Raw genomic sequence first — 18,837 nt, forward strand, 5'->3', positions numbered from 1 at the left:
CCGTCCCTCTGAGGACGGTTTTTTAACAGTTTAAGGAGGTAAACATGGAAAAACTCGGAATGAATGAGTTAAGGGAGAAATATCTAAGTTTTTTTGAAAGCAAAGGGCATTTAAGGTTACCAAGTTTTTCATTAATTCCTAAAAACGACAAGAGCTTATTGCTAATAAATGCTGGAATGGCACCGCTTAAACCATATTTTACAGGGAAAGAAATACCTCCCAGTAAACGGGTAACAACATGTCAAAAATGCATAAGAACACCAGATATTGAAAGAGTCGGAAAGACAGCAAGACATGGAACATTCTTTGAGATGCTGGGAAATTTTTCGTTTGGTGATTATTTTAAAAAAGAAGCTATACTCTGGGCATGGGAATTTGTTACCAAAGAACTTCGATTACCTGAAGAAAGGTTATGGGTTACAATATATGAAAAAGATGATGAGGCATTTGAAATATGGAATAAAATCGTTGGGCTTCCTGCTGGGAAAATTGTTCGTATGGGAAAAGAAGATAATTTTTGGGAAATTGGTATAGGACCATGTGGTCCCTGCTCAGAAATATATTTTGATAGAGGAGAAGATAAAGGTTGTGGTAAGCCTGAGTGCGGCATAGGCTGTGATTGTGATAGATTTATTGAATTTTGGAATCTTGTGTTTACACAATTTAATAAGGATGCAGAAGGTAATTATAATCCTCTTCCAAATCCTAATATTGATACAGGGATGGGACTTGAGAGAATTGCAACAGTAATGCAGGATGTTGATAGTATTTTTGATGTGGATGTTGTTAGAGGTATAACGGATTTTGTTGGAGAAATTTCAGGCGTAAAGTATGGAACAGACAAAAAGGCGGACATATCCTTGAGGGTTATTACTGACCATATAAGAGGAGTTGTTTTTATGATTTCTGATGGTATCCTGCCGTCAAATGAAGGAAGAGGATATGTTTTAAGAAGAATTTTGAGAAGGGCTGCTCGTCATGGTAAACTTCTTGGTTTAAATGAAGCTTTTTTATATAAAATTGTTGATGTTGTCATTAAACATTATGGAGATGCATACCCTGAATTAGTTGAGAGAAAAGATTATATAAAGAAGATTGTAAAAATTGAAGAAGAAAGATTTAAGGAAACAATAGATCAAGGGTTGAATATTCTTAATTTATATGTTGAAGAGCTTAAGAATCAAGGTGAAAATATACTTGATGGCGTAAAGGCATTTAAGCTTTATGATACATATGGATTTCCTATAGATTTAACAAAAGAAATTCTTCAGGAAGTTGGAATTGATGTTGATGAAGAAGAATATAAGAAAGAACTTGATAAGCAGAGGATAAGAGCGAGAAGCAGCAGAAAAGAAGATAACAATATATGGGAAAAGGATATATATGAAGGTTTAAAAGATATAAAAACACATTTTGTTGGTTATGACAATGTAGAAACACACTCCAAAGTTTTATCCATAATAAAGGATAACGAACTTATTGAAAGTGCAGAAGCGGGTGATGATGTCAGCATTATACTTGATGTTACACCATTTTATGCTGAAAGTGGGGGTCAAACAGGGGACCAGGGAATTCTTAAAAATGAAGATGTTTTAATAAAAATCAATGATTGTAAAAGGGTTGCAGGTGATAAATTTATACACATAGGCACTATAGAAAGAGGTATAATAAACACTGAGGATATGGTGGAAGCCTTGATTGATATTGATAAAAGACTTGATACTGCCAGAAACCATACAGTAACACATCTTCTCCATAAAGCATTAAGAGATACTCTGGGGGAGCATGTGCACCAAGCAGGTTCATATGTGTCATCTGAAAGATTGAGATTTGATTTTACGCACTATCAGGCAGTAACAAAAGATGAATTAAAACGTATAGAAGATATTGTAAATGAAAAAATATATCAGAATATTGATGTCGCAGTAGAGGTTATGACATATGATGAAGCATTGAAAAATGGTGCGATGGCATTATTTACAGAAAAGTATGGAGATGCTGTCAGGGTTGTTAAGATTAATAATTATAGTAAGGAACTGTGTGGTGGTACACATGTAAAAAATACGGGCTTTATAGGTCTTATTAAGATTATATCTGAAAGCGGTGTAGCTGCAGGTACCAGGCGTATTGAGGCTGTAACGGGTCGCAATGCAATTAAATACATAAATGAAAAAGAATTAATTCTTGATACGGCTGCTGAAATTTTAAAAGTTCCAAAAAAAGATATAATAATTAAAATAGAACAGTTAAATCAAAATCTTAAAGAAATGCAAGATGAGACAGCACAATTAAAAATGAATATAGCCATGTTAGTATCAGATAATTTGGAAAAGTCCCATATTGATGTACAAGGTATAAAATTCGTATCTGCACGTTTAGAAGATTTTGACATGGATAGCTTAAAAATAATAGGCGATATACTTAAGGAGAAATTAAAAACTACTGTTTTAATTTTTACCTCTCAAAAAAATAATAAAATTAATTTCTTAGGAATGGCTACAAAAAACACAGTGAAAATGGGTGTAAATGTAGGAAATATTATAAGGGAAATATGTAAGCTGACAGGTGGCAACGGCGGTGGAAGACCTGATATGGCTCAAGGCGTAGGTAAAGATGCCAATAAAGTTGATTATGCATTACAAGAAGCTTTTAATATCCTAAAAAAGCAAATCAAATAAAAGCTTGATTATTTCCATTATTTAATATATTATAAAATTAAAAGATATTAAATAATGGGTAATTTACCTTAGGAGTGATATAAAATGGTTAATAAAAATAATGAAACGATGAGATACCATGTGGAAAATGAAAAAAACAAAGCTAAGGAAATATTGCTTAAGGTGTATAATGCTCTTTCTGAGAAGGGTTATAACCCTATTAATCAGATAGTTGGCTATCTATTATCAGGTGACCCAACATATATAACAAGCCATGAAAATGCGAGAAACCTAATTAGAAAGATTGAAAGAGATGAATTAATCGAAGAACTCGTGAAAAATTATTTAGAAAAATAAATATCCACCTCACATAATTGCTGTGAGGTGGATATTATAGTTGTTGAATGGGGAGATAAATATTGCGCATAATAGGATTAGATTTAGGCGATAAAACAATTGGTATTGCTGTTAGTGATCCATCAGGTCTTATTGCACAGGGAATGAAAACAATAAGGAGAACGGTAGAGAATGAAGATATAGAAGAAATAAAAAAGATCGTCGAAAATTTTATGGTTGAAGAAATTGTTGTGGGATTTCCTAAAAACATGAATGGTTCGATAGGACCTCAAGGAGAGAAGGTCATAAGATTCGTTGAAAATCTTAAAAAAGAAATAAGTTTACCGATTTTTTTATGGGATGAAAGACTTACAACTGTTGAAGCAAACAGGATGTTGATAGAAAAAGCGGATGTAAGGCGTTCAAAAAGAAAATTAGTCATTGATAAAGTAGCTGCAACGCTAATACTTCAAAGTTATCTTGATTCAAAAAGAAAAGATTAACTTTGCTTGACAGGAAAAAAATTGTATTATACAATTAGACTATCTTAACAGAAGAGGTGATTTTTTTGGATAATGAAATAATTCAATTGGTTGATGACGAGGGAAATGAGGTAAATTTTGAACTTATTGCATCATTTGAACTGGACGATAACAAATATGCGGTTGTTGCACCGATTGACGATGATAGTGATGATGCTTATATTTTAAAAGTTGAGCAGGATGAAAACGGAGAAGACTTATTTGTTGGAATAGAAGATGAAGATGAATTTAATGATGTGGTTGAAGCATATAATGAGCTTATGGAGGAATATGGTGAAGACTGCGATAATAATGAATGTAATTGCAATGATGATAAAGGATGTAATTGCAGTCATAATCATGAAAATTAAGATATACCAAATGGTATATCTTTTTTAATAAAGATAATACAAATTAAAAATAAAATTTATCCTTTTAAACATAGACTTATAAAATATTGTTTAATAAGTTTTAAACAGTATTTTTATTTTTTATTGACAATTGAGAATGTAAAGCATAAACTAATAAAAATGAATCAAATCAAGGTGGGGGAAAAATGAATAATATAGACAATCTTAAAAATAGTTTAAGGCAAAAGGGATTTAAACTTACAACACAAAGACGTGTAATACTTGATGTTATTATGGAAAACCAAGGGAAGCATTTATCTCCGGAGGAAATATATGACCTTGTCAAGAAAAAAAATCCAGATATAGGACTTGCAACTGTTTATAGAACCCTTCAGCTTTTTGATGACCTTGGAATCATCTTTAAAGTGAATTTTGATGACGGTAGAAGCAGATATGAGTTGCATCATGATGAAAATCATCAACATCATCATTTAATATGCCTTAAATGTGGAAATGTAATAGAAATGGAAGGAGACTTATTGGAAAATCTTGAGGAAATCATTGAAAAAACAAAACACTTTCAGGTTATTGACCATAATGTGAAATTTTTCGGTTACTGCAGTAAATGCAGAACAAATCATTGAAAAAGCTTGCCAGTAAAAGCAGGCTTTTTCAGTTTTCTCTGACTACTCCCCGTCACAAGTGGCGGGGTTTTCTGTAAATTTACTTGAACTAATTAATTAAATAAAGTATAATAAAATTAATTAGTGTGTTGTACGGGTAAAGCTGTTTTTGATCTATATTAAATTGGACAAAATAATATTACAAATATAAACCTGAAGGGAGATATGTATTTGACAAATAAAGCAAAATTAAAAATAATTCCACTGGGTGGGCTTAACGAGATCGGTAAGAATATGACTGTATTTGAATACGGAAACGACATAATAGTTGTGGATTGTGGTCTTGCCTTTCCGGATGATGAGATGCTGGGAATAGATCTGGTTATTCCGGATATATCCTATTTGTTGAAAAATAAGGACAAAGTGAAAGCTATTGTTTTGACACATGGACATGAAGATCATATAGGAGCACTTCCATATGTATTAAAACAGTTAAATTTACCTATATATGGAACACGTTTAACTTTGGGTCTTGTTGAGAATAAATTAAAAGAGTACGGTTTATTAAGGGATAGCAAATTAATAACTGTAAAACCAAAAGAAACAGTTAAGATAGGGCAATTCAAAATAGAATTCATAAGAACAACACACAGTATAGCAGATTCAGTTGCACTGGCAATTCACACACCGGTGGGAGTAATATTTCATTCCGGGGACTTTAAAATTGATTATACACCGATTGCCGGAGAGGTTGCTGACTTTCACAGGTTTGCAGAACTTGGAGCACAAGGAGTTTTGGTAATGTTATGTGATAGTACAAATATTGAAAGACCCGGTTATACAATGTCTGAAAGGACAGTAGGAGAAACCTTTGACAACCTTTTTAGAAAAGCGGAACAAAGGATTATTGTTGCAACATTTGCATCAAATATACACAGAGTCCAGCAAATAATTGATTCTGCACATAAGTTTGGACGCAAAGTTGCCATTTCCGGAAGAAGTATGATAAATGTTGTAAATGTTGCAAAGGAACTGGGTTATTTAGATATACCTGCTGATATATTAATAGACCTTGATGAAGCAAATAAGCTTTCCTTTGATAAAGTTGTTATAATAACGACAGGAAGTCAAGGCGAGCCCATGTCTGCACTTACGCGTATGGCATCATCGGAACACAAAAAGGTGGAAATTGTTCCCGGTGATACTGTAATTATTTCAGCATCAGCAATCCCAGGAAATGAAAAGTTTATTTCCAGAGTAATAAATCAATTATTTAAAAAAGGAGCAGAAGTTATTTATGATACATTAGCAGATGTTCATGTATCGGGTCATGCTTGCCAAGAAGAAATAAAATTACTTCACACACTAATTAAACCGAGGTTTTTTATTCCCGTACATGGAGAATATCGACATTTAAAACAGCATGCGCATCTTGCTGAAAGTCTTGGCATGGATCCAAAAAATATTTTTATTGCTGATAATGGTACAGTTCTTGAATTTACAAAAAGTTCTGGAAGAATTACCGGTACAGTAACAGCAGGTAAGGTTCTAGTGGATGGACTGGGAGTAGGAGATGTTGGAAATATTGTATTAAGAGATAGAAAACATCTATCACAGGATGGATTGTTTGTAGTTGTAGTTACAATTTCGAAAGAAAAAAGAAGCATAATAGCAGGACCTGATATTATATCACGTGGTTTTGTTTATGTCAGAGAATCAGAAGATTTGATTGAAGAAGCAAAAAACCTTGTTAGAAAGACATTGAGTCAATGCGAAAAAGATGATATATGTGAGTGGACTTCAATAAAAACAATGATAAAAGATTGTTTAAGTAGTTTATTATACGAAAAAACCAAAAGGAATCCTATGATATTACCAATAATAATGGAAATCTAATGGAGGTAATATTATGAATGTATATGATAAGGCATATGAGTTGAAAAAGGCAATCGAACAGTTACCGGAATATATTTCTTATAAAGAAGCTATTAAAAAAATAAATTCAAACGAAGAAAATAAAAGAATGTTAAAGGACTTTAAGGAAAAACAACTGGAAATACATGCTAAAGAATTATCCGGTAAAAAACCAGATGAGCAGGAAATAGAATCTTTGAAAAAGTTATATGACATTTTAAATTTGAATCCGGATTTAAGTTCATATTTGTATGCAGAATATAGTTTCTCGAAGATAATGGATGATATAACGAAGATTATAATGGAGGTCGTTAACGTAAATTCTACGAACAAGTGAGCAATTGCTTGCTTGTTTTTCTTTGTTTAAAATTATATAATCTTTGTATAATAAATGTATTTTAGGAGAGAATTTTATGATAAATGTAAAAAACAAAAGAAAAAAGGGGAGTAGATTATTAATAATTATTGTAATATTTTTTATTTTATCTTCTTTTTTGTATTATGAAAATTTATTTACTCCTGTTAGTAATAGCAATATACAGAAAATTGTTAAAATACCTGATGGTTATACAACACAAGATATCGCAAAAGTTCTTTATTCGGAAGGTCTTATAAAAAATAAATCATTTTTCATACTAAGAGTAAAAGCTAATAATTGTGAAAATAAAATTAAAGCTGGAAAATATCTTTTAAGTACAAATATGACTACAGATGAAATAATAAATAAACTTAAATCCGGAAAATCTCAGATTGATACAATAAAATTTACTATTCCGGAGGGATTTACGGTCGAAGACATTGCTAATAGGCTTTCAGATATGGGGCTTGCAAATAAAGATAAGTTTATGTGGGAAGCACAGAATGGGGTATTTAATTATGATTTTTTAAAGAATATTCCTCAAAATCGTCCTGATAGATTAGAAGGATATCTTTTTCCTGATACCTATGAGATAAGTATTGGTACTAATGAACATGACATAATAAAATTAATGCTTTCAAGGTTTGATAATATATATCAAAAGTATATTAGAAATAATTCTGCAAACATTGGAATGAATCCTGATCAGGTTGTAATTGTTGCATCAATGATTGAGAAAGAGGCTAAGGTAGAAAAAGATAGACCCTTGATTGCTGGAATTATATATAATAGACTAAAAAAAAATATGAAACTGCAAATAGATGCTACAGTACAATATGCATTAGGAGTTCATAAGGATAAGTTGTCATATAAGGATTTGGAAATTAAATCTCCTTATAATACCTATATAAATTTTGGCTTGCCGGTAGGACCTATAAGTAATCCCGGTTTGAAGTCTATTGAGGCTGCATTATATCCTAAACATAATGACTACTATTATTATTTTGCAAAAAACGATGGTACACATGTGTTTAGTCAGACATATAGCCAGCATTTAGAAGAACAGAAGAAAATAGAAAATCATTAAGGATGAAAGATATGAGTGAAATTGAAATGAAACATTTAAGACTATATAGAACCAAAGAATTATTAAAAGAAATAGAATTCTATGCTGAAACAAATTATATTCCTATTATCAAACCGGAAGTAGCAAATTTTTTAAACATAATTATTAAAATAAAAAAACCTCTAAATATCCTTGAGATAGGTACTGCAATTGGATATTCTGCTATCATTATGTTAAATTCATATAAAAATGCAAAATTGCTGACAATAGAAAAGGATATAGACAGAGCAGAAATGGCAAGGAATAATTTTAAAAGGGCATCCCTTCTCGACAGAGTAGAATTGATATTGGGTGATGCGATAGAGGTTCTTCCAAATTTAAACAAGAAATATGATGTAATATTTATAGATGCTTCTAAAGGTCATTACGAAGAATTTTTTAATGAATGTTTACGAATCTTAAATAAGGATGGCTTACTTATATGTGATAATATATTGTATAAGGGATATATAGAAGGTGAAATGAGTGTGAAGCATAAGAGGAGGACAATTGTATACAGAATGAGAAATTTTATTGATACCCTTGTTAATAAAAGTGAACTTACAACATCAATAATACCGATTGGGGACGGATTGTCTTTAAGCATTAAGGAGGAAGCAAAAAATGATTGAACTTTTATCACCGGTAGGGGATTTGGAAAGGCTTAAAATTGCAGTAAACTATGGAGCAGATGCTGTTTATTTCGGAGGGAAGTCTTATGGCTTAAGAGCTACGGTTGGTTTAAGCCTTGATGAAATAAAATATGCAGTGAATTATATAAAAAAACATGGCAAAAAGGCATATATTACCATAAATATTTTTCCACATAATGAAGATTTAAAAGGTTTATCCGAGTATATAGAAGAAATAAACGATATAGGGATTGATGCTGTTATTTTATCTGATCCCGGGGTTTTTTCAATTGTGAGAGAAATTGCACCAAAAATGGAAATACATATAAGCACACAAGCAAATAATGTTAATTATAAAAGTGCACTTTTTTGGTATAAACTTGGCGCTAAAAGAATAGTTCTTGCAAGGGAACTTTCTTTGGAAGAAATAAAAGAAATAAGAGATAAAACACCACCCTCACTTGAACTTGAAGCATTTGTACACGGAGCAATGTGTATTTCATATTCTGGCAGATGTCTTTTAAGCAATTATCTTACAGGACGTGATGCCAATAAAGGTGAGTGTTCACATCCCTGCAGATGGAAATATTATCTTGTTGAGGAAAAACGCCCGGGAGAATATATGGAAATTACTGAGGATAATCGAGGTACCTATATAATGAACTCGAAGGACCTTTGCATGCTTAAGTATATTCCCGAAATAATCAAATCGGGTATTACAAGCCTTAAAATAGAGGGGCGCAACAAAAGTTCATATTATATTGCAGTTGTTACAAAAGCATATAGAAAGGCAATAGATGATTATCTTGAAAAAGATGGCTCTTATGTTTTTGATGAAATGTTAATGGATGAAATCACAAAAATAAGTAATCGTGGTTTTACAACAGGTTTTTACTTTGGTAAACCTACCACAAAAGATCACAATTATGCCACATCTTCGTATATAAGAAACTATAATTTTGTTGGGCTTGTGTTAGATTATGACGAAAAAAGTGGTATTGCAACAATAGAACAAAGGAACAGGGTATTTAGGGGAGATACGGTTGAAATTATAGGTCCGGATGAACAATTTGAACAGATTATAGAAAATATGCGAGATGCAAATGAAAACGAAATTGAAGTTGCGCCACATCCACAAATGATAATTAAAATACCTGTAAAAAAACCTGTAAAAAAGTATTATATGCTTAGGAAGAAAGTTAATTAAAAAATGTATTCACAAACTCTTTTCAGGGAATAATAAATTTATCCCGAAAGGAGTTTTTTTATGTATGAAAAGAATTTTAGGATAAAAATATTGACTTTTGTTTTGATACTTCTTACATTTGTTTTATTGTTTAGACTTTATTACATACAAATAATTAACAGTGAAATATATTCGCAAAAAGCTGTTCAACAAAAGATAAAAAGTTTTAACATAGGTAAAAAACGCGGAGAGATATTTGATAGAAATCTTATTCCTTTTACAGACCGAAGTTTACATGAATACATATATGTGGTTCCTGGAATGATTGTAGATAAGGATTATGTGTCAAAATTTTTAAGCAAACTTACCGGTAATTCTATAAATGATATTAAAAAGGAACTCTGCTCAAAAAAGGATTTCTTAAAATATAATTATACAGGGAAATATCAAGGAAAGTTACCAGTTGGTGTTTATATGCTTTCAATTCCTTTAAGATATGATACTGATACACTTGCGAGACATGTCATAGGATATATCGGTGATAAAAATATAGGTTTGGAAAAAACCTTTGACAAAATTCTTACTACCGAAGGAAATGAATCTATTGCGGTTTTTAAAGATGGCAATAATAATGATTATCTTAAAGGGCTTGGGCTTAAGATAAGATATTCTTCTGAAAACATATACGGTATTAAAACAACACTTGATTATCATATTCAAAAAGCAGTGGAAAATATCCTTGATAAAAATTTTATCAATGGTGCTGCAGTGGTTATAGACGTAAAAAATGGTGACATTCTTGCAATGGCTTCAAGACCAAATTATGACCAGAACAAAATACAGGAATATATTGGCAGTAAAAATGAGGAACTTATTAATAAAGCATTGATGGCATATCCTCCAGGTTCTATATTTAAGATAATAGTGGCATCAGCAGCACTTGAAAAAGGGAAAGTAGACCTTAAAGATGAATTTATTGATACGTCTTCATATGAAATAAATGGTGTGGTATTTCATAATTTTAAAAATGAAAGTAATGGAATCATAAATATAGAAAAGGCATTTGAAGTTTCCTCCAATACAACGTTTATAAAAATAGGGGAAGCAACAGGAGGAGATAATATAATAAAAGTGGCTAATAAATTCGGCATCGCCTCAAATAATAATTTGCCTTTGGAAGAAGAAAACGGTATGTTGCCTTCAATAGAAGACACGTATGGTGCTGGAATAGGAAACCTGTCAATTGGTCAGGGTAAAGTGCTTATAACCCCTCTTCAGGCGGCAGATATGGCTGCCACGATAGCTGATGGAGGAATACGACATGTGCCTAATCTTGTAAAATCAATTGTTGATGAAAATGGAAAAGAGGTAGAAGACTTATATAAAGAAAAATTCTACCGAGTAATAAGTAAAGGTACTTCGGAAATTATTAAAAAAATGATGAGGGATGTTGTATTAAATGGAACAGGAAAAAATGCAGAAACACAGTATGGTTCAGCGGGCAAGACCGGTTCGGCAGAAGTAAGCAAGGATTTAAACATTTATCATGCTTGGTTTACAGGCTTTGTTCCCTATGAAACGCCCAGATATGCAATATCAATCTTTGTGAAAAACGGTGATATTGGTGGAGTAAAAGCCGCCCCAATCTTTAGACAGATTGCTGATGAAATAATGAAATATTACAGATAATACAGGCACAATACAGTATTTTAAACATATAATTTATATGTGGCATTAAAAATGGAGGTGGCAATAATGTGGGCGGCAATTATTGCACTTGCAGCATCTATCGTTAAAGAAATTTTAAATTTTGGTTATTTAACAAATGCCAATTCATTTCCTCAACCATTAACACCAGATGAGGAAAAAAAATACCTTGAAGCATACAAAAATGGTAATGAAGATGCTAAAAATATATTAATAGAAAGAAACCTAAGACTTGTAGCCCATGTGGTCAAAAAATACGGTAATACAGGAAAAGATATTGATGATTTAATATCAATAGGGACTATAGGGCTTATTAAAGCAATTTGCACATTTGATTTGTCAAAAGGTACACATTTAGCAACATATGCAGCACGTTGTATAGAAAATGAAATCCTTATGTCATTACGTTCTGAGAAAAAAACAAAATACGAAGTTTCTTTACAGGACCCAATAGGCATAGACAAAGAAGGCAATGAAATCTCCCTTATAGATATACTGGGAACAGATGCAGATGAAATTAGTGATGAGGTAGAACTTAGAATGCAGGTTAAAAAACTTTATAATAAAATAAATAGTGTTCTAAAAAACAGGGAAAAAATAATAATTGAATTAAGATATGGACTTAAAAACGGTGGACGTAAAACCCAGAGAGAAATAGCGAAAATGCTGGGTATATCAAGGTCATATGTGTCAAGAATAGAAAAAAAAGCTTTAAGTAAATTATTAAAGGAATTATCAATATAACGGTTATTTTTTCTTTTCTTCTTGTTATTTTAAAATCTTCTCCAGACATAATGTTAGAGAAGATTTTTTATTGACATTATTTTTAATCTAATTTATTATATGAATACGGGGTGAATCTATTGTACCATAAATTAATACCAGATATGCGTGTAAAAAATATATATGAAATTAATTTTGACAGTCTAAAAAAAATGGGTATACAATATTTAATCATTGATATTGATAATACCTTAGTACCTCAAAAGGTAAGATACGTAGACAATAAAATATTAGAATGGTTTAAAAATATAAGTGAAAATGGTTTTAAGGTATGTCTCATATCAAATAATACCAAAAAAAGGGTCAACGGATTTAAAGAAAAAATTGGAGTTCCGGGTATTGCATGGGCTATTAAACCAAGAAAGAGTCCTTTTAAAAAAGCTCTTAAAATACTCAATGCCAAACCTTCTGAGACAGCAGTAATAGGAGACCAGATTTTTACAGATATTTTCGGAGGGCATAGGGCTGGACTCTATACTATATTGGTTGTGCCTATCTCAAAGGAAGAGTTTGGATTAACCAAAATTGTTAGAAAATTTGAAAAACACATACTTAAAAGGATGTGAGTATATGAATATTGATGCAAGTACAAAAATCTATGGGCTTATTGGTCACCCCATAAAACATAGCTTATCACCTATAATACATAATACTGCCTTTGAAAGTATCAAATCAAACTGTATTTATGAAACATTCGACGTGGAACCTCATAATTTGAAATCGGCAATAGATGGTATAAGAGCACTTAAAATAATGGGTATAAATGTGACAATACCACATAAAGAAAATGTATTACAATATCTTGATTACATATCAGATGAAGCTAAAACCATCGGTGCAGTTAATACTATTGTAAATGAGAGGGAATGCTTAAAAGGATATAACACAGATATGATAGGTTTTGTTGAATCCTTAAAAGAAGAGAATGAAAAAATTGAAGGAAGAGATTTTATTATTATTGGTGCTGGTGGTGCTGCAAGGGCTGTAAGTACTGCGGCTGCAATTAATGGTGCAAAATCTATCATTATATCAAATAGGAGCATTGATAAAGCAGTGAATTTATCAGAATATATAAAAGAGAAGTTTCATTTAAATTGCACATGTTGTTCTTTAGAAGAGCTTGCTAAATTGAAAAAAATAGACATTCTTGTAAATGCTACAAATATAGGCATGTACCCTGATATAAACAATTCTCCTGTTTGCGAAAATATAATTTCAAAATCTAATTTTATCTATGACCTGATATATAATCCCGAAAAAACCTTATTTTTAAAATACGCTGAAAAATATGGTATAAAATGTACAAATGGTTTAAATATGCTGCTTAATCAGGCAAATGCCTCTTTTAAAATATGGACTGGAAAGAATTTTAATAAAAATTTGATAAAAAATATTATAATTAAGAAGGAATTTATAAAATAATGTAGAAATATAATATTAAATGTCTTAATTTATCAAGGGCTTACGGGGGATAAAAATATGGGCAAAAAAAGGCTTGGAGACTTATTGATTGAAGTAGGTTTTCTGACAAGAAACCAGCTTGAAAACGCCATAAATATTCAGAAACGTACTGGTGAAAAGCTTGGAAAGATACTTGTTAAAGAAGGCTATGCCACAGAAGAAAAGATATTGGAAGCTCTGGAATTTCAACTCGGTATACCACATGTAGATTTGCAAAAATTTTATATTGATCCGGATATAGCTAAGATAATACCTGAAACTCTTGCCAAAAGGCATATAGCAATACCGATTAAAAAAGATATTGACGGAATACAGGTGGCAATGGCAGATCCCTTAAATATATTTGCTATTGATGATATTAAACTTATTACAAAACAAAATGTAAAACCCTTGATTGCATCAGAAGACGGTATATTAAAAGCAATTGATAAAATCTTTTGCAAAGAAGAGGCAGAGAAAGCGGTACAGGACTTTAAAAAAGAATTGAAAGAAGAAAAAAAATATGAAATCATAGAAGATATCTCTTCTGATGAAATAAACAATGCACCTGCAGTAAGGCTTGTAAATTCAATAATAGAGCAAGCGGTTAAAGAAAGGGCATCAGATGTACATATTGAACCAAATGAAAAAGATTTGAGAATAAGATTCAGGATTGATGGGCAACTACATGAAGCCATGAGAATAATTAAAAATACACAAGGACCTGTTATAACCCGTATAAAGATTATGGCAAACATGAATATAGCAGAAAAAAGAGTCCCTCAGGACGGAAAGATAGAAGTATTTGTTGATGGCAGAAATATTGATATCAGGGTATCGTCGCTTCCAACTGTATTTGGCGAAAAGATAGTATTAAGGATACTCGATAAGAATGGTTTTATAATTATAAAAGATCGGCTTGGACTTGATAATGATGAAATGTCTCTTTTTGATAAACTATTAAGCTATCCCAATGGTATAATTCTCTTAACAGGACCTACAGGAAGCGGAAAGACCACTACATTATATGCCATGTTGAAGGAACTTAACAAACCCAATATAAATATAATTACTGTTGAGGACCCTGTTGAATACTCCCTTGAAGGTGTAAATCAAGTGCAGGTTAATGAAAAGGCGGGACTTAGCTTTGCTACAGCTTTAAGGTCAATTTTAAGGCAGGATCCTAATATAATTATGATAGGAGAAATAAGAGATAGGGAAACAGCTGAAATAGCAATACGTTCCGCTATAACGGGGCACTTAGTCCTTTCAACACTTCATACGAACGATGCTGCTTCTTCCATAACAAGGCTTATTGATATGGGTATTGAGCCATATCTTGTATCATCATCTGTCGTTGGTATAATTGCACAAAGATTGGCAAGAAAGATTTGTACAAATTGTATGATAAGTTATGATGCATCTGATAGAGAAAAAGAATTACTTGGCATAGATAAAAATGAAGGATTAGAACTTCGCCGCGGACGTGGCTGCACAGTTTGCAATAAAACAGGATACAGAGGCAGGATACCTATATATGAGATAATGACAATAAATCAAGAAATGAAAGAATTAATAAACCAAAAAATATCATCAGACATTATTGAAGATAAAGCAATAAATAATGGGATGAGAACTTTAAGGAAAAGTGCTAAAAAGCTTGTTATAGAAGGAATGACAACTATTGATGAAATGCTTAGGTTAACATATGAGGATTGAAGGGGGCAAACATGAAGACAAACGAATTGCTTACATTGGTTATTGAAAAAGGTGCATCTGATTTACATATTACCGTAGGGATTCCTCCGGTTTTGCGGATTAATGGCTATCTTACAAAACTCAATCTGCCTCCTCTTACACCGCAGGATACTGAAGAAATAACAAAAGATTTATTGACAAGTAAAGAATTGGAAATACTTGAAGCAGAGGGGGATATTGATTTATCATATTCAGTAAAAGGACTTGGGAGGTTTAGAATTAATGCATATAAGCAAAGAGGTACATATAGTCTTGCAATTAGGGCTGTTGCCTTAAGAATTCCTTCAATAGATGAACTTGGGCTTCCTGTTGTAGCAAAGGAGCTTGCATTGATGACAAGAGGGCTTATTCTTGTTACAGGACCTACAGGAAGCGGAAAATCTACAACATTGGCTTCCATGGTGGATTTGATAAATTCTAAAAGGACTTGTCACATTTTGACTCTTGAAGACCCTATTGAATATTTACATAAACACAACAAAAGTATGGTTAACCAAAGGGAAATTGGCCATGACTCAATTTCTTATGCAAATGCGCTGAAAGCAGCACTTCGCGAAGACCCTGATGTAATTCTTGTAGGTGAGATGAGGGATTTAGAAACGATACAGATTGCTATTACAGCAGCTGAAACAGGGCACCTTGTATTATCTACATTACATACAATAGGTGCTGTAAAAACAATTGATAGGATAATTGATGTTTTTCCTCCTTATCAGCAACAGCAAATAAAAGTTCAGCTTTCAAATGTGCTTGAAGGAATTATCTCGCAGCAGCTGCTCCCCAGAATAGATAATTCCGGTCGTATTGTAGCTGTTGAAGTAATGATAGCAACTCCTGCTATAAGGAATCTTATAAGAGAAGGAAAAACATTTCAGATACAATCGATGATTCAGACAGGAAATAAATTTGGTATGATATCGATGGATATGTCGATACTCCAGCTTGAAAAGAAGGGTTTAATATCTATGGATGATGCTTTTACATATTCTATTGATAAAGAAAATTTTAAGCGAATGGTTTAGAGGTGGTTAAATGCCGGTATATAACTATAAAGTAAGAGATTTTGAAGGAAATCTTTTAACAGGTAAATTAGAGCTTGATTCAAAAGCACTTTGCATTGACAATCTAAAACAAAGGAATTATTACATACTTGACTTGAAGGAGGAAGCAGAGAAAAAGGATATTTTTGATAGTCTTAAAAATTTAAGAAAAGTAAAGGTAAAGGATATAGCTGTATTCTGCCGACAGTTTGCAACCCTCATAAATGCGGGTCTTCCCATAGTAACATCAATTGCTACAATGGTTCAACAGGTGGAAAACAAAAGACTTAAAAAAGTATTGTCGGAGGTTTATGAGGATGTACAAAAGGGGAAAGGTCTATCTGAGTCTATGAGAAAGCATCCCGATGTATTCCCGATGCTTTTATTCAACATGATAGAAGCTGGTGAGGCAAGCGGTACCCTTGACAATGTACTTAACAAAATGGCAGATTATTTTGAGAAAGAAAATAATTTACGACAAAAGATAAAGTCTGCCCTTACATATCCTATAGTTGTTTCAATTGTGGCTATATTGGTTGTAATATTCTTAGTGACAAATGTTATTCCGACATTTGTGGGAATATTTGAAGATATTGGTGCACAGTTACCATTGCCAACGATGATACTTTTAAGGTTAAGCAATTCTATTTCGCATTATTGGTATTCATATATAATAGTCCTTGCATTAACGGTATTTTTGATAATGAAGGCATTAAAAACAGATAACGGTAGAAGGTTTTATTATGCTTTATCGTTGAAAGTGCCTATATTTGGATTATTAAATAAAAAAGTCATTACATCGCGGTTTTCGAGAACATTAGCTACACTAATAAGTGCCGGTATACCTTTGATGGAAGCAATGGAGGTTGTTGAAAATATTATCGGTAATATAATGGTATCAGAAGGCTTAAAAGAGGCAGCAAATGATATTAAAATGGGAAAGGGGCTTGCTGAGCCTCTTAAAAGGATAGGAATTTTTCCGCCTATGGTTATTCAAATGATAACCGTAGGGGAAAGTTCCGGTTCTCTTGACAGTATATTAAAAAAGACAGCAGATTTTTATGACAGCGAGGTAGACACAGAAGTATCCCAGATGACCACCTTGATAGAACCTTTGATCATTGTAGTACTGGCATTGGTAGTTGGCTTCATAGTAATATCAATCGTGATGCCGATGTTTAAGATTTATAATTTTGTTGGGCAGTAATTTATATTTGAAGGGAATGAGAATGATGATATGGCTGACAAAGGCATTAAACAGAGATGAAAAAGGTTTTACATTGATTGAATTGATCGCAGTAATAGCTATTCTTGGAATACTTGCTGCAATCGCAATACCAAGAATTACAGGTTCGGTTTCCACTGCTAAAACAAACGCTGATAAAGCAAATGCACAAATTATAGGACAAGCAGCTGAAAGGTATATGACTGAAAAAGGACTTGATAAAGTTCCAAATGATAATATAAATCAATTAGTAGCAGATGGATATTTGAATAAAGTTCCAAAAACATCAGCAAACGGAGATTTTATACTTAGCACATCTGATAGCAAGGCAACTGTTAAAATTGGCACTATAGAGTATTATCCAACACCACCATCTAATTAAATAATTTAACTGGGATGGCAGTTATTTTTTCAGCTTTTTCTTAGGAGGTAAGTAATGTTGTTATATATTTTTCTATTTATATTCGGCACAATCATAGGAAGTTTCTTAAATGTTCTTATATACCGCATACCGCGAAAGGAATCAATTGTGTTTCCATCATCCCATTGTACAAAATGCGGTCATGAGTTAAAGCCTTTTGATTTAATACCGATAATAAGTTTCATAACATTAAAAGGCAGATGCAGATATTGTGGTACCAAGATATCCCTAAAATATCCATTAGTTGAATTATTAACCGGATTCGTATTTATTACCATATTTTATTATTTCGGTTTAACAGCAAAAACAATATCATTTATATTTTTATCGGCGATACTTATAACAATAAGCTTTATTGACATTGAATATAAGATTATACCAAATGAATTAATATTAACAGGTATCTTAGGCGGGATTGTATTCAGACTTGTTATGTACAGAGATGGTTTAACGGATTATATCATAGGTTTTCTGCTTGGCGCTGGTATACTCCTTCTGATATCTGTTATATCAGGCGGTGGTATGGGTGGTGGTGACATAAAACTTATGGCATTAATCGGCCTTTTTGTCGGATGGAAACTGACACTTACAACGATGTTTATAGCAGTTATTTTAGGAGCTATTTGTGGAATAATCTTGATTTTACTAAAGATAAAAACACGTAAGGATTATATACCATTTGGACCATATATAGCAGTAGCATGGTTAATATCCATATTGTACGGCTGTAATATTATTAATTTTTATATTAAGCTGATTTCGGGTACAGCTTAAAAAGGTT

General features: G+C 32.1%; 19 protein-coding genes. All 19 read left to right on the top strand.

The annotated features are described in order from the left end of the window. Positions 1-44 precede the first annotated feature (44 nt). The 19 genes from alaS to AC0LWJ_RS02570 all read left to right on the top strand — a co-directional run bounded on the left by alaS (position 45) and on the right by AC0LWJ_RS02570 (position 18,830). A complete protein-coding gene (alaS, locus tag AC0LWJ_RS02480; protein WP_474236961.1) occupies positions 45-2,678 on the top strand; it encodes an alanine--tRNA ligase in 2,634 nt (877 codons plus the stop codon). Between the two features lie 84 nt (positions 2,679-2,762). Continuing rightward, positions 2,763-3,014 (top strand): IreB family regulatory phosphoprotein, encoded by a 252-nt coding sequence (locus AC0LWJ_RS02485; RefSeq protein WP_474236960.1) that lies wholly within the window; start codon positions 2,763-2,765, stop codon positions 3,012-3,014. A gap of 62 nt (positions 3,015-3,076) precedes the next feature. After that, the gene (ruvX, locus tag AC0LWJ_RS02490; protein ID WP_474236959.1) at positions 3,077-3,496 is read left to right on the top strand and encodes a Holliday junction resolvase RuvX; all 420 of its coding nucleotides are present in this window, start codon (positions 3,077-3,079) and stop codon (positions 3,494-3,496) included. A 65-nt stretch (positions 3,497-3,561) separates the two neighbouring features. Continuing rightward, positions 3,562-3,885 carry a DUF1292 domain-containing protein gene (locus AC0LWJ_RS02495; RefSeq protein WP_474236958.1) on the top strand — a complete coding sequence of 108 codons (324 nt, stop codon included), beginning with the start codon at positions 3,562-3,564 and terminating at the stop codon, positions 3,883-3,885. Between the two features lie 185 nt (positions 3,886-4,070). After that, positions 4,071-4,508: a Fur family transcriptional regulator gene (locus AC0LWJ_RS02500; RefSeq protein ID WP_474236957.1), complete on the top strand. Its 438-nt coding sequence runs from the start codon at positions 4,071-4,073 to the stop codon at positions 4,506-4,508. Positions 4,509-4,718: 210 nt separating this feature from the next. Next, the gene (locus AC0LWJ_RS02505; RefSeq protein WP_474236956.1) at positions 4,719-6,383 is read left to right on the top strand and encodes a ribonuclease J; all 1,665 of its coding nucleotides are present in this window, start codon (positions 4,719-4,721) and stop codon (positions 6,381-6,383) included. Between the two features lie 13 nt (positions 6,384-6,396). Beyond that, the gene (locus AC0LWJ_RS02510) at positions 6,397-6,738 is read left to right on the top strand and encodes a YlbF/YmcA family competence regulator (protein ID WP_474236955.1); all 342 of its coding nucleotides are present in this window, start codon (positions 6,397-6,399) and stop codon (positions 6,736-6,738) included. Positions 6,739-6,814: 76 nt separating this feature from the next. Next, positions 6,815-7,846, top strand: coding sequence for an endolytic transglycosylase MltG (mltG, locus tag AC0LWJ_RS02515; RefSeq protein WP_474236954.1), 1,032 nt, complete (start codon positions 6,815-6,817; stop codon positions 7,844-7,846). 11 nt (positions 7,847-7,857) lie between these two features. Beyond that, on the top strand, positions 7,858-8,496 hold the full coding sequence (locus tag AC0LWJ_RS02520) for an O-methyltransferase (protein WP_474236953.1): 639 nt from the start codon (positions 7,858-7,860) through the stop codon (positions 8,494-8,496). Further along, the gene (locus AC0LWJ_RS02525) at positions 8,489-9,703 is read left to right on the top strand and encodes a peptidase U32 family protein (protein ID WP_474236952.1); all 1,215 of its coding nucleotides are present in this window, start codon (positions 8,489-8,491) and stop codon (positions 9,701-9,703) included. Before AC0LWJ_RS02520 ends, AC0LWJ_RS02525 begins: the two co-directional genes overlap by 8 nt. Before the next feature lie 60 nt (positions 9,704-9,763). Further along, positions 9,764-11,371 (top strand): peptidoglycan D,D-transpeptidase FtsI family protein, encoded by a 1,608-nt coding sequence (locus AC0LWJ_RS02530; protein ID WP_474236951.1) that lies wholly within the window; start codon positions 9,764-9,766, stop codon positions 11,369-11,371. 66 nt (positions 11,372-11,437) lie between these two features. Continuing rightward, a complete protein-coding gene (gene sigK / locus AC0LWJ_RS02535) occupies positions 11,438-12,133 on the top strand; it encodes an RNA polymerase sporulation sigma factor SigK (protein ID WP_474236950.1) in 696 nt (231 codons plus the stop codon). A 119-nt stretch (positions 12,134-12,252) separates the two neighbouring features. Then, positions 12,253-12,738 carry a YqeG family HAD IIIA-type phosphatase gene (locus AC0LWJ_RS02540; protein WP_474236949.1) on the top strand — a complete coding sequence of 162 codons (486 nt, stop codon included), beginning with the start codon at positions 12,253-12,255 and terminating at the stop codon, positions 12,736-12,738. A 4-nt stretch (positions 12,739-12,742) separates the two neighbouring features. Continuing rightward, the gene (gene aroE / locus AC0LWJ_RS02545; protein WP_474236948.1) at positions 12,743-13,594 is read left to right on the top strand and encodes a shikimate dehydrogenase; all 852 of its coding nucleotides are present in this window, start codon (positions 12,743-12,745) and stop codon (positions 13,592-13,594) included. 57 nt (positions 13,595-13,651) lie between these two features. Further along, entirely contained in the window at positions 13,652-15,331 is a 1,680-nt protein-coding gene (locus AC0LWJ_RS02550) for a GspE/PulE family protein (protein ID WP_474236947.1), read from the top strand. An 11-nt stretch (positions 15,332-15,342) separates the two neighbouring features. Next, positions 15,343-16,392 (top strand): type IV pilus twitching motility protein PilT, encoded by a 1,050-nt coding sequence (locus AC0LWJ_RS02555; protein WP_474236946.1) that lies wholly within the window; start codon positions 15,343-15,345, stop codon positions 16,390-16,392. A 10-nt stretch (positions 16,393-16,402) separates the two neighbouring features. Further along, positions 16,403-17,617 (top strand): type II secretion system F family protein, encoded by a 1,215-nt coding sequence (locus AC0LWJ_RS02560; protein ID WP_474236945.1) that lies wholly within the window; start codon positions 16,403-16,405, stop codon positions 17,615-17,617. Between the two features lie 25 nt (positions 17,618-17,642). Beyond that, complete coding sequence (locus AC0LWJ_RS02565) at positions 17,643-18,017, top strand: competence type IV pilus major pilin ComGC (protein WP_474237063.1); 375 nt, start codon at positions 17,643-17,645, stop codon at positions 18,015-18,017. 54 nt (positions 18,018-18,071) lie between these two features. After that, the gene (locus AC0LWJ_RS02570) at positions 18,072-18,830 is read left to right on the top strand and encodes a prepilin peptidase (RefSeq protein ID WP_474236944.1); all 759 of its coding nucleotides are present in this window, start codon (positions 18,072-18,074) and stop codon (positions 18,828-18,830) included. The last annotated feature ends 7 nt before the right edge of the window (positions 18,831-18,837 follow it).

It is taken from the genome of Aceticella sp. 75b-Ac (assembly GCF_056032965.2).

Coding starts and splice junctions, on each gene's coding strand:
- alaS (WP_474236961.1), top strand. CDS start 45: ATGGAAAAACTCGGAATGAATGAGTTAAGGGAGAAATATCTAAGTTTT.
- AC0LWJ_RS02485 (WP_474236960.1), top strand. CDS start 2,763: ATGGTTAATAAAAATAATGAAACGATGAGATACCATGTGGAAAATGAA.
- AC0LWJ_RS02500 (WP_474236957.1), top strand. CDS start 4,071: ATGAATAATATAGACAATCTTAAAAATAGTTTAAGGCAAAAGGGATTT.
- AC0LWJ_RS02510 (WP_474236955.1), top strand. CDS start 6,397: ATGAATGTATATGATAAGGCATATGAGTTGAAAAAGGCAATCGAACAG.
- mltG (WP_474236954.1), top strand. CDS start 6,815: ATGATAAATGTAAAAAACAAAAGAAAAAAGGGGAGTAGATTATTAATA.
- AC0LWJ_RS02520 (WP_474236953.1), top strand. CDS start 7,858: ATGAGTGAAATTGAAATGAAACATTTAAGACTATATAGAACCAAAGAA.
- AC0LWJ_RS02525 (WP_474236952.1), top strand. CDS start 8,489: ATGATTGAACTTTTATCACCGGTAGGGGATTTGGAAAGGCTTAAAATT.
- AC0LWJ_RS02530 (WP_474236951.1), top strand. CDS start 9,764: ATGTATGAAAAGAATTTTAGGATAAAAATATTGACTTTTGTTTTGATA.
- sigK (WP_474236950.1), top strand. CDS start 11,438: ATGTGGGCGGCAATTATTGCACTTGCAGCATCTATCGTTAAAGAAATT.
- aroE (WP_474236948.1), top strand. CDS start 12,743: ATGAATATTGATGCAAGTACAAAAATCTATGGGCTTATTGGTCACCCC.
- AC0LWJ_RS02550 (WP_474236947.1), top strand. CDS start 13,652: ATGGGCAAAAAAAGGCTTGGAGACTTATTGATTGAAGTAGGTTTTCTG.
- AC0LWJ_RS02555 (WP_474236946.1), top strand. CDS start 15,343: ATGAAGACAAACGAATTGCTTACATTGGTTATTGAAAAAGGTGCATCT.
- AC0LWJ_RS02560 (WP_474236945.1), top strand. CDS start 16,403: ATGCCGGTATATAACTATAAAGTAAGAGATTTTGAAGGAAATCTTTTA.
- AC0LWJ_RS02565 (WP_474237063.1), top strand. CDS start 17,643: ATGATATGGCTGACAAAGGCATTAAACAGAGATGAAAAAGGTTTTACA.
- AC0LWJ_RS02570 (WP_474236944.1), top strand. CDS start 18,072: ATGTTGTTATATATTTTTCTATTTATATTCGGCACAATCATAGGAAGT.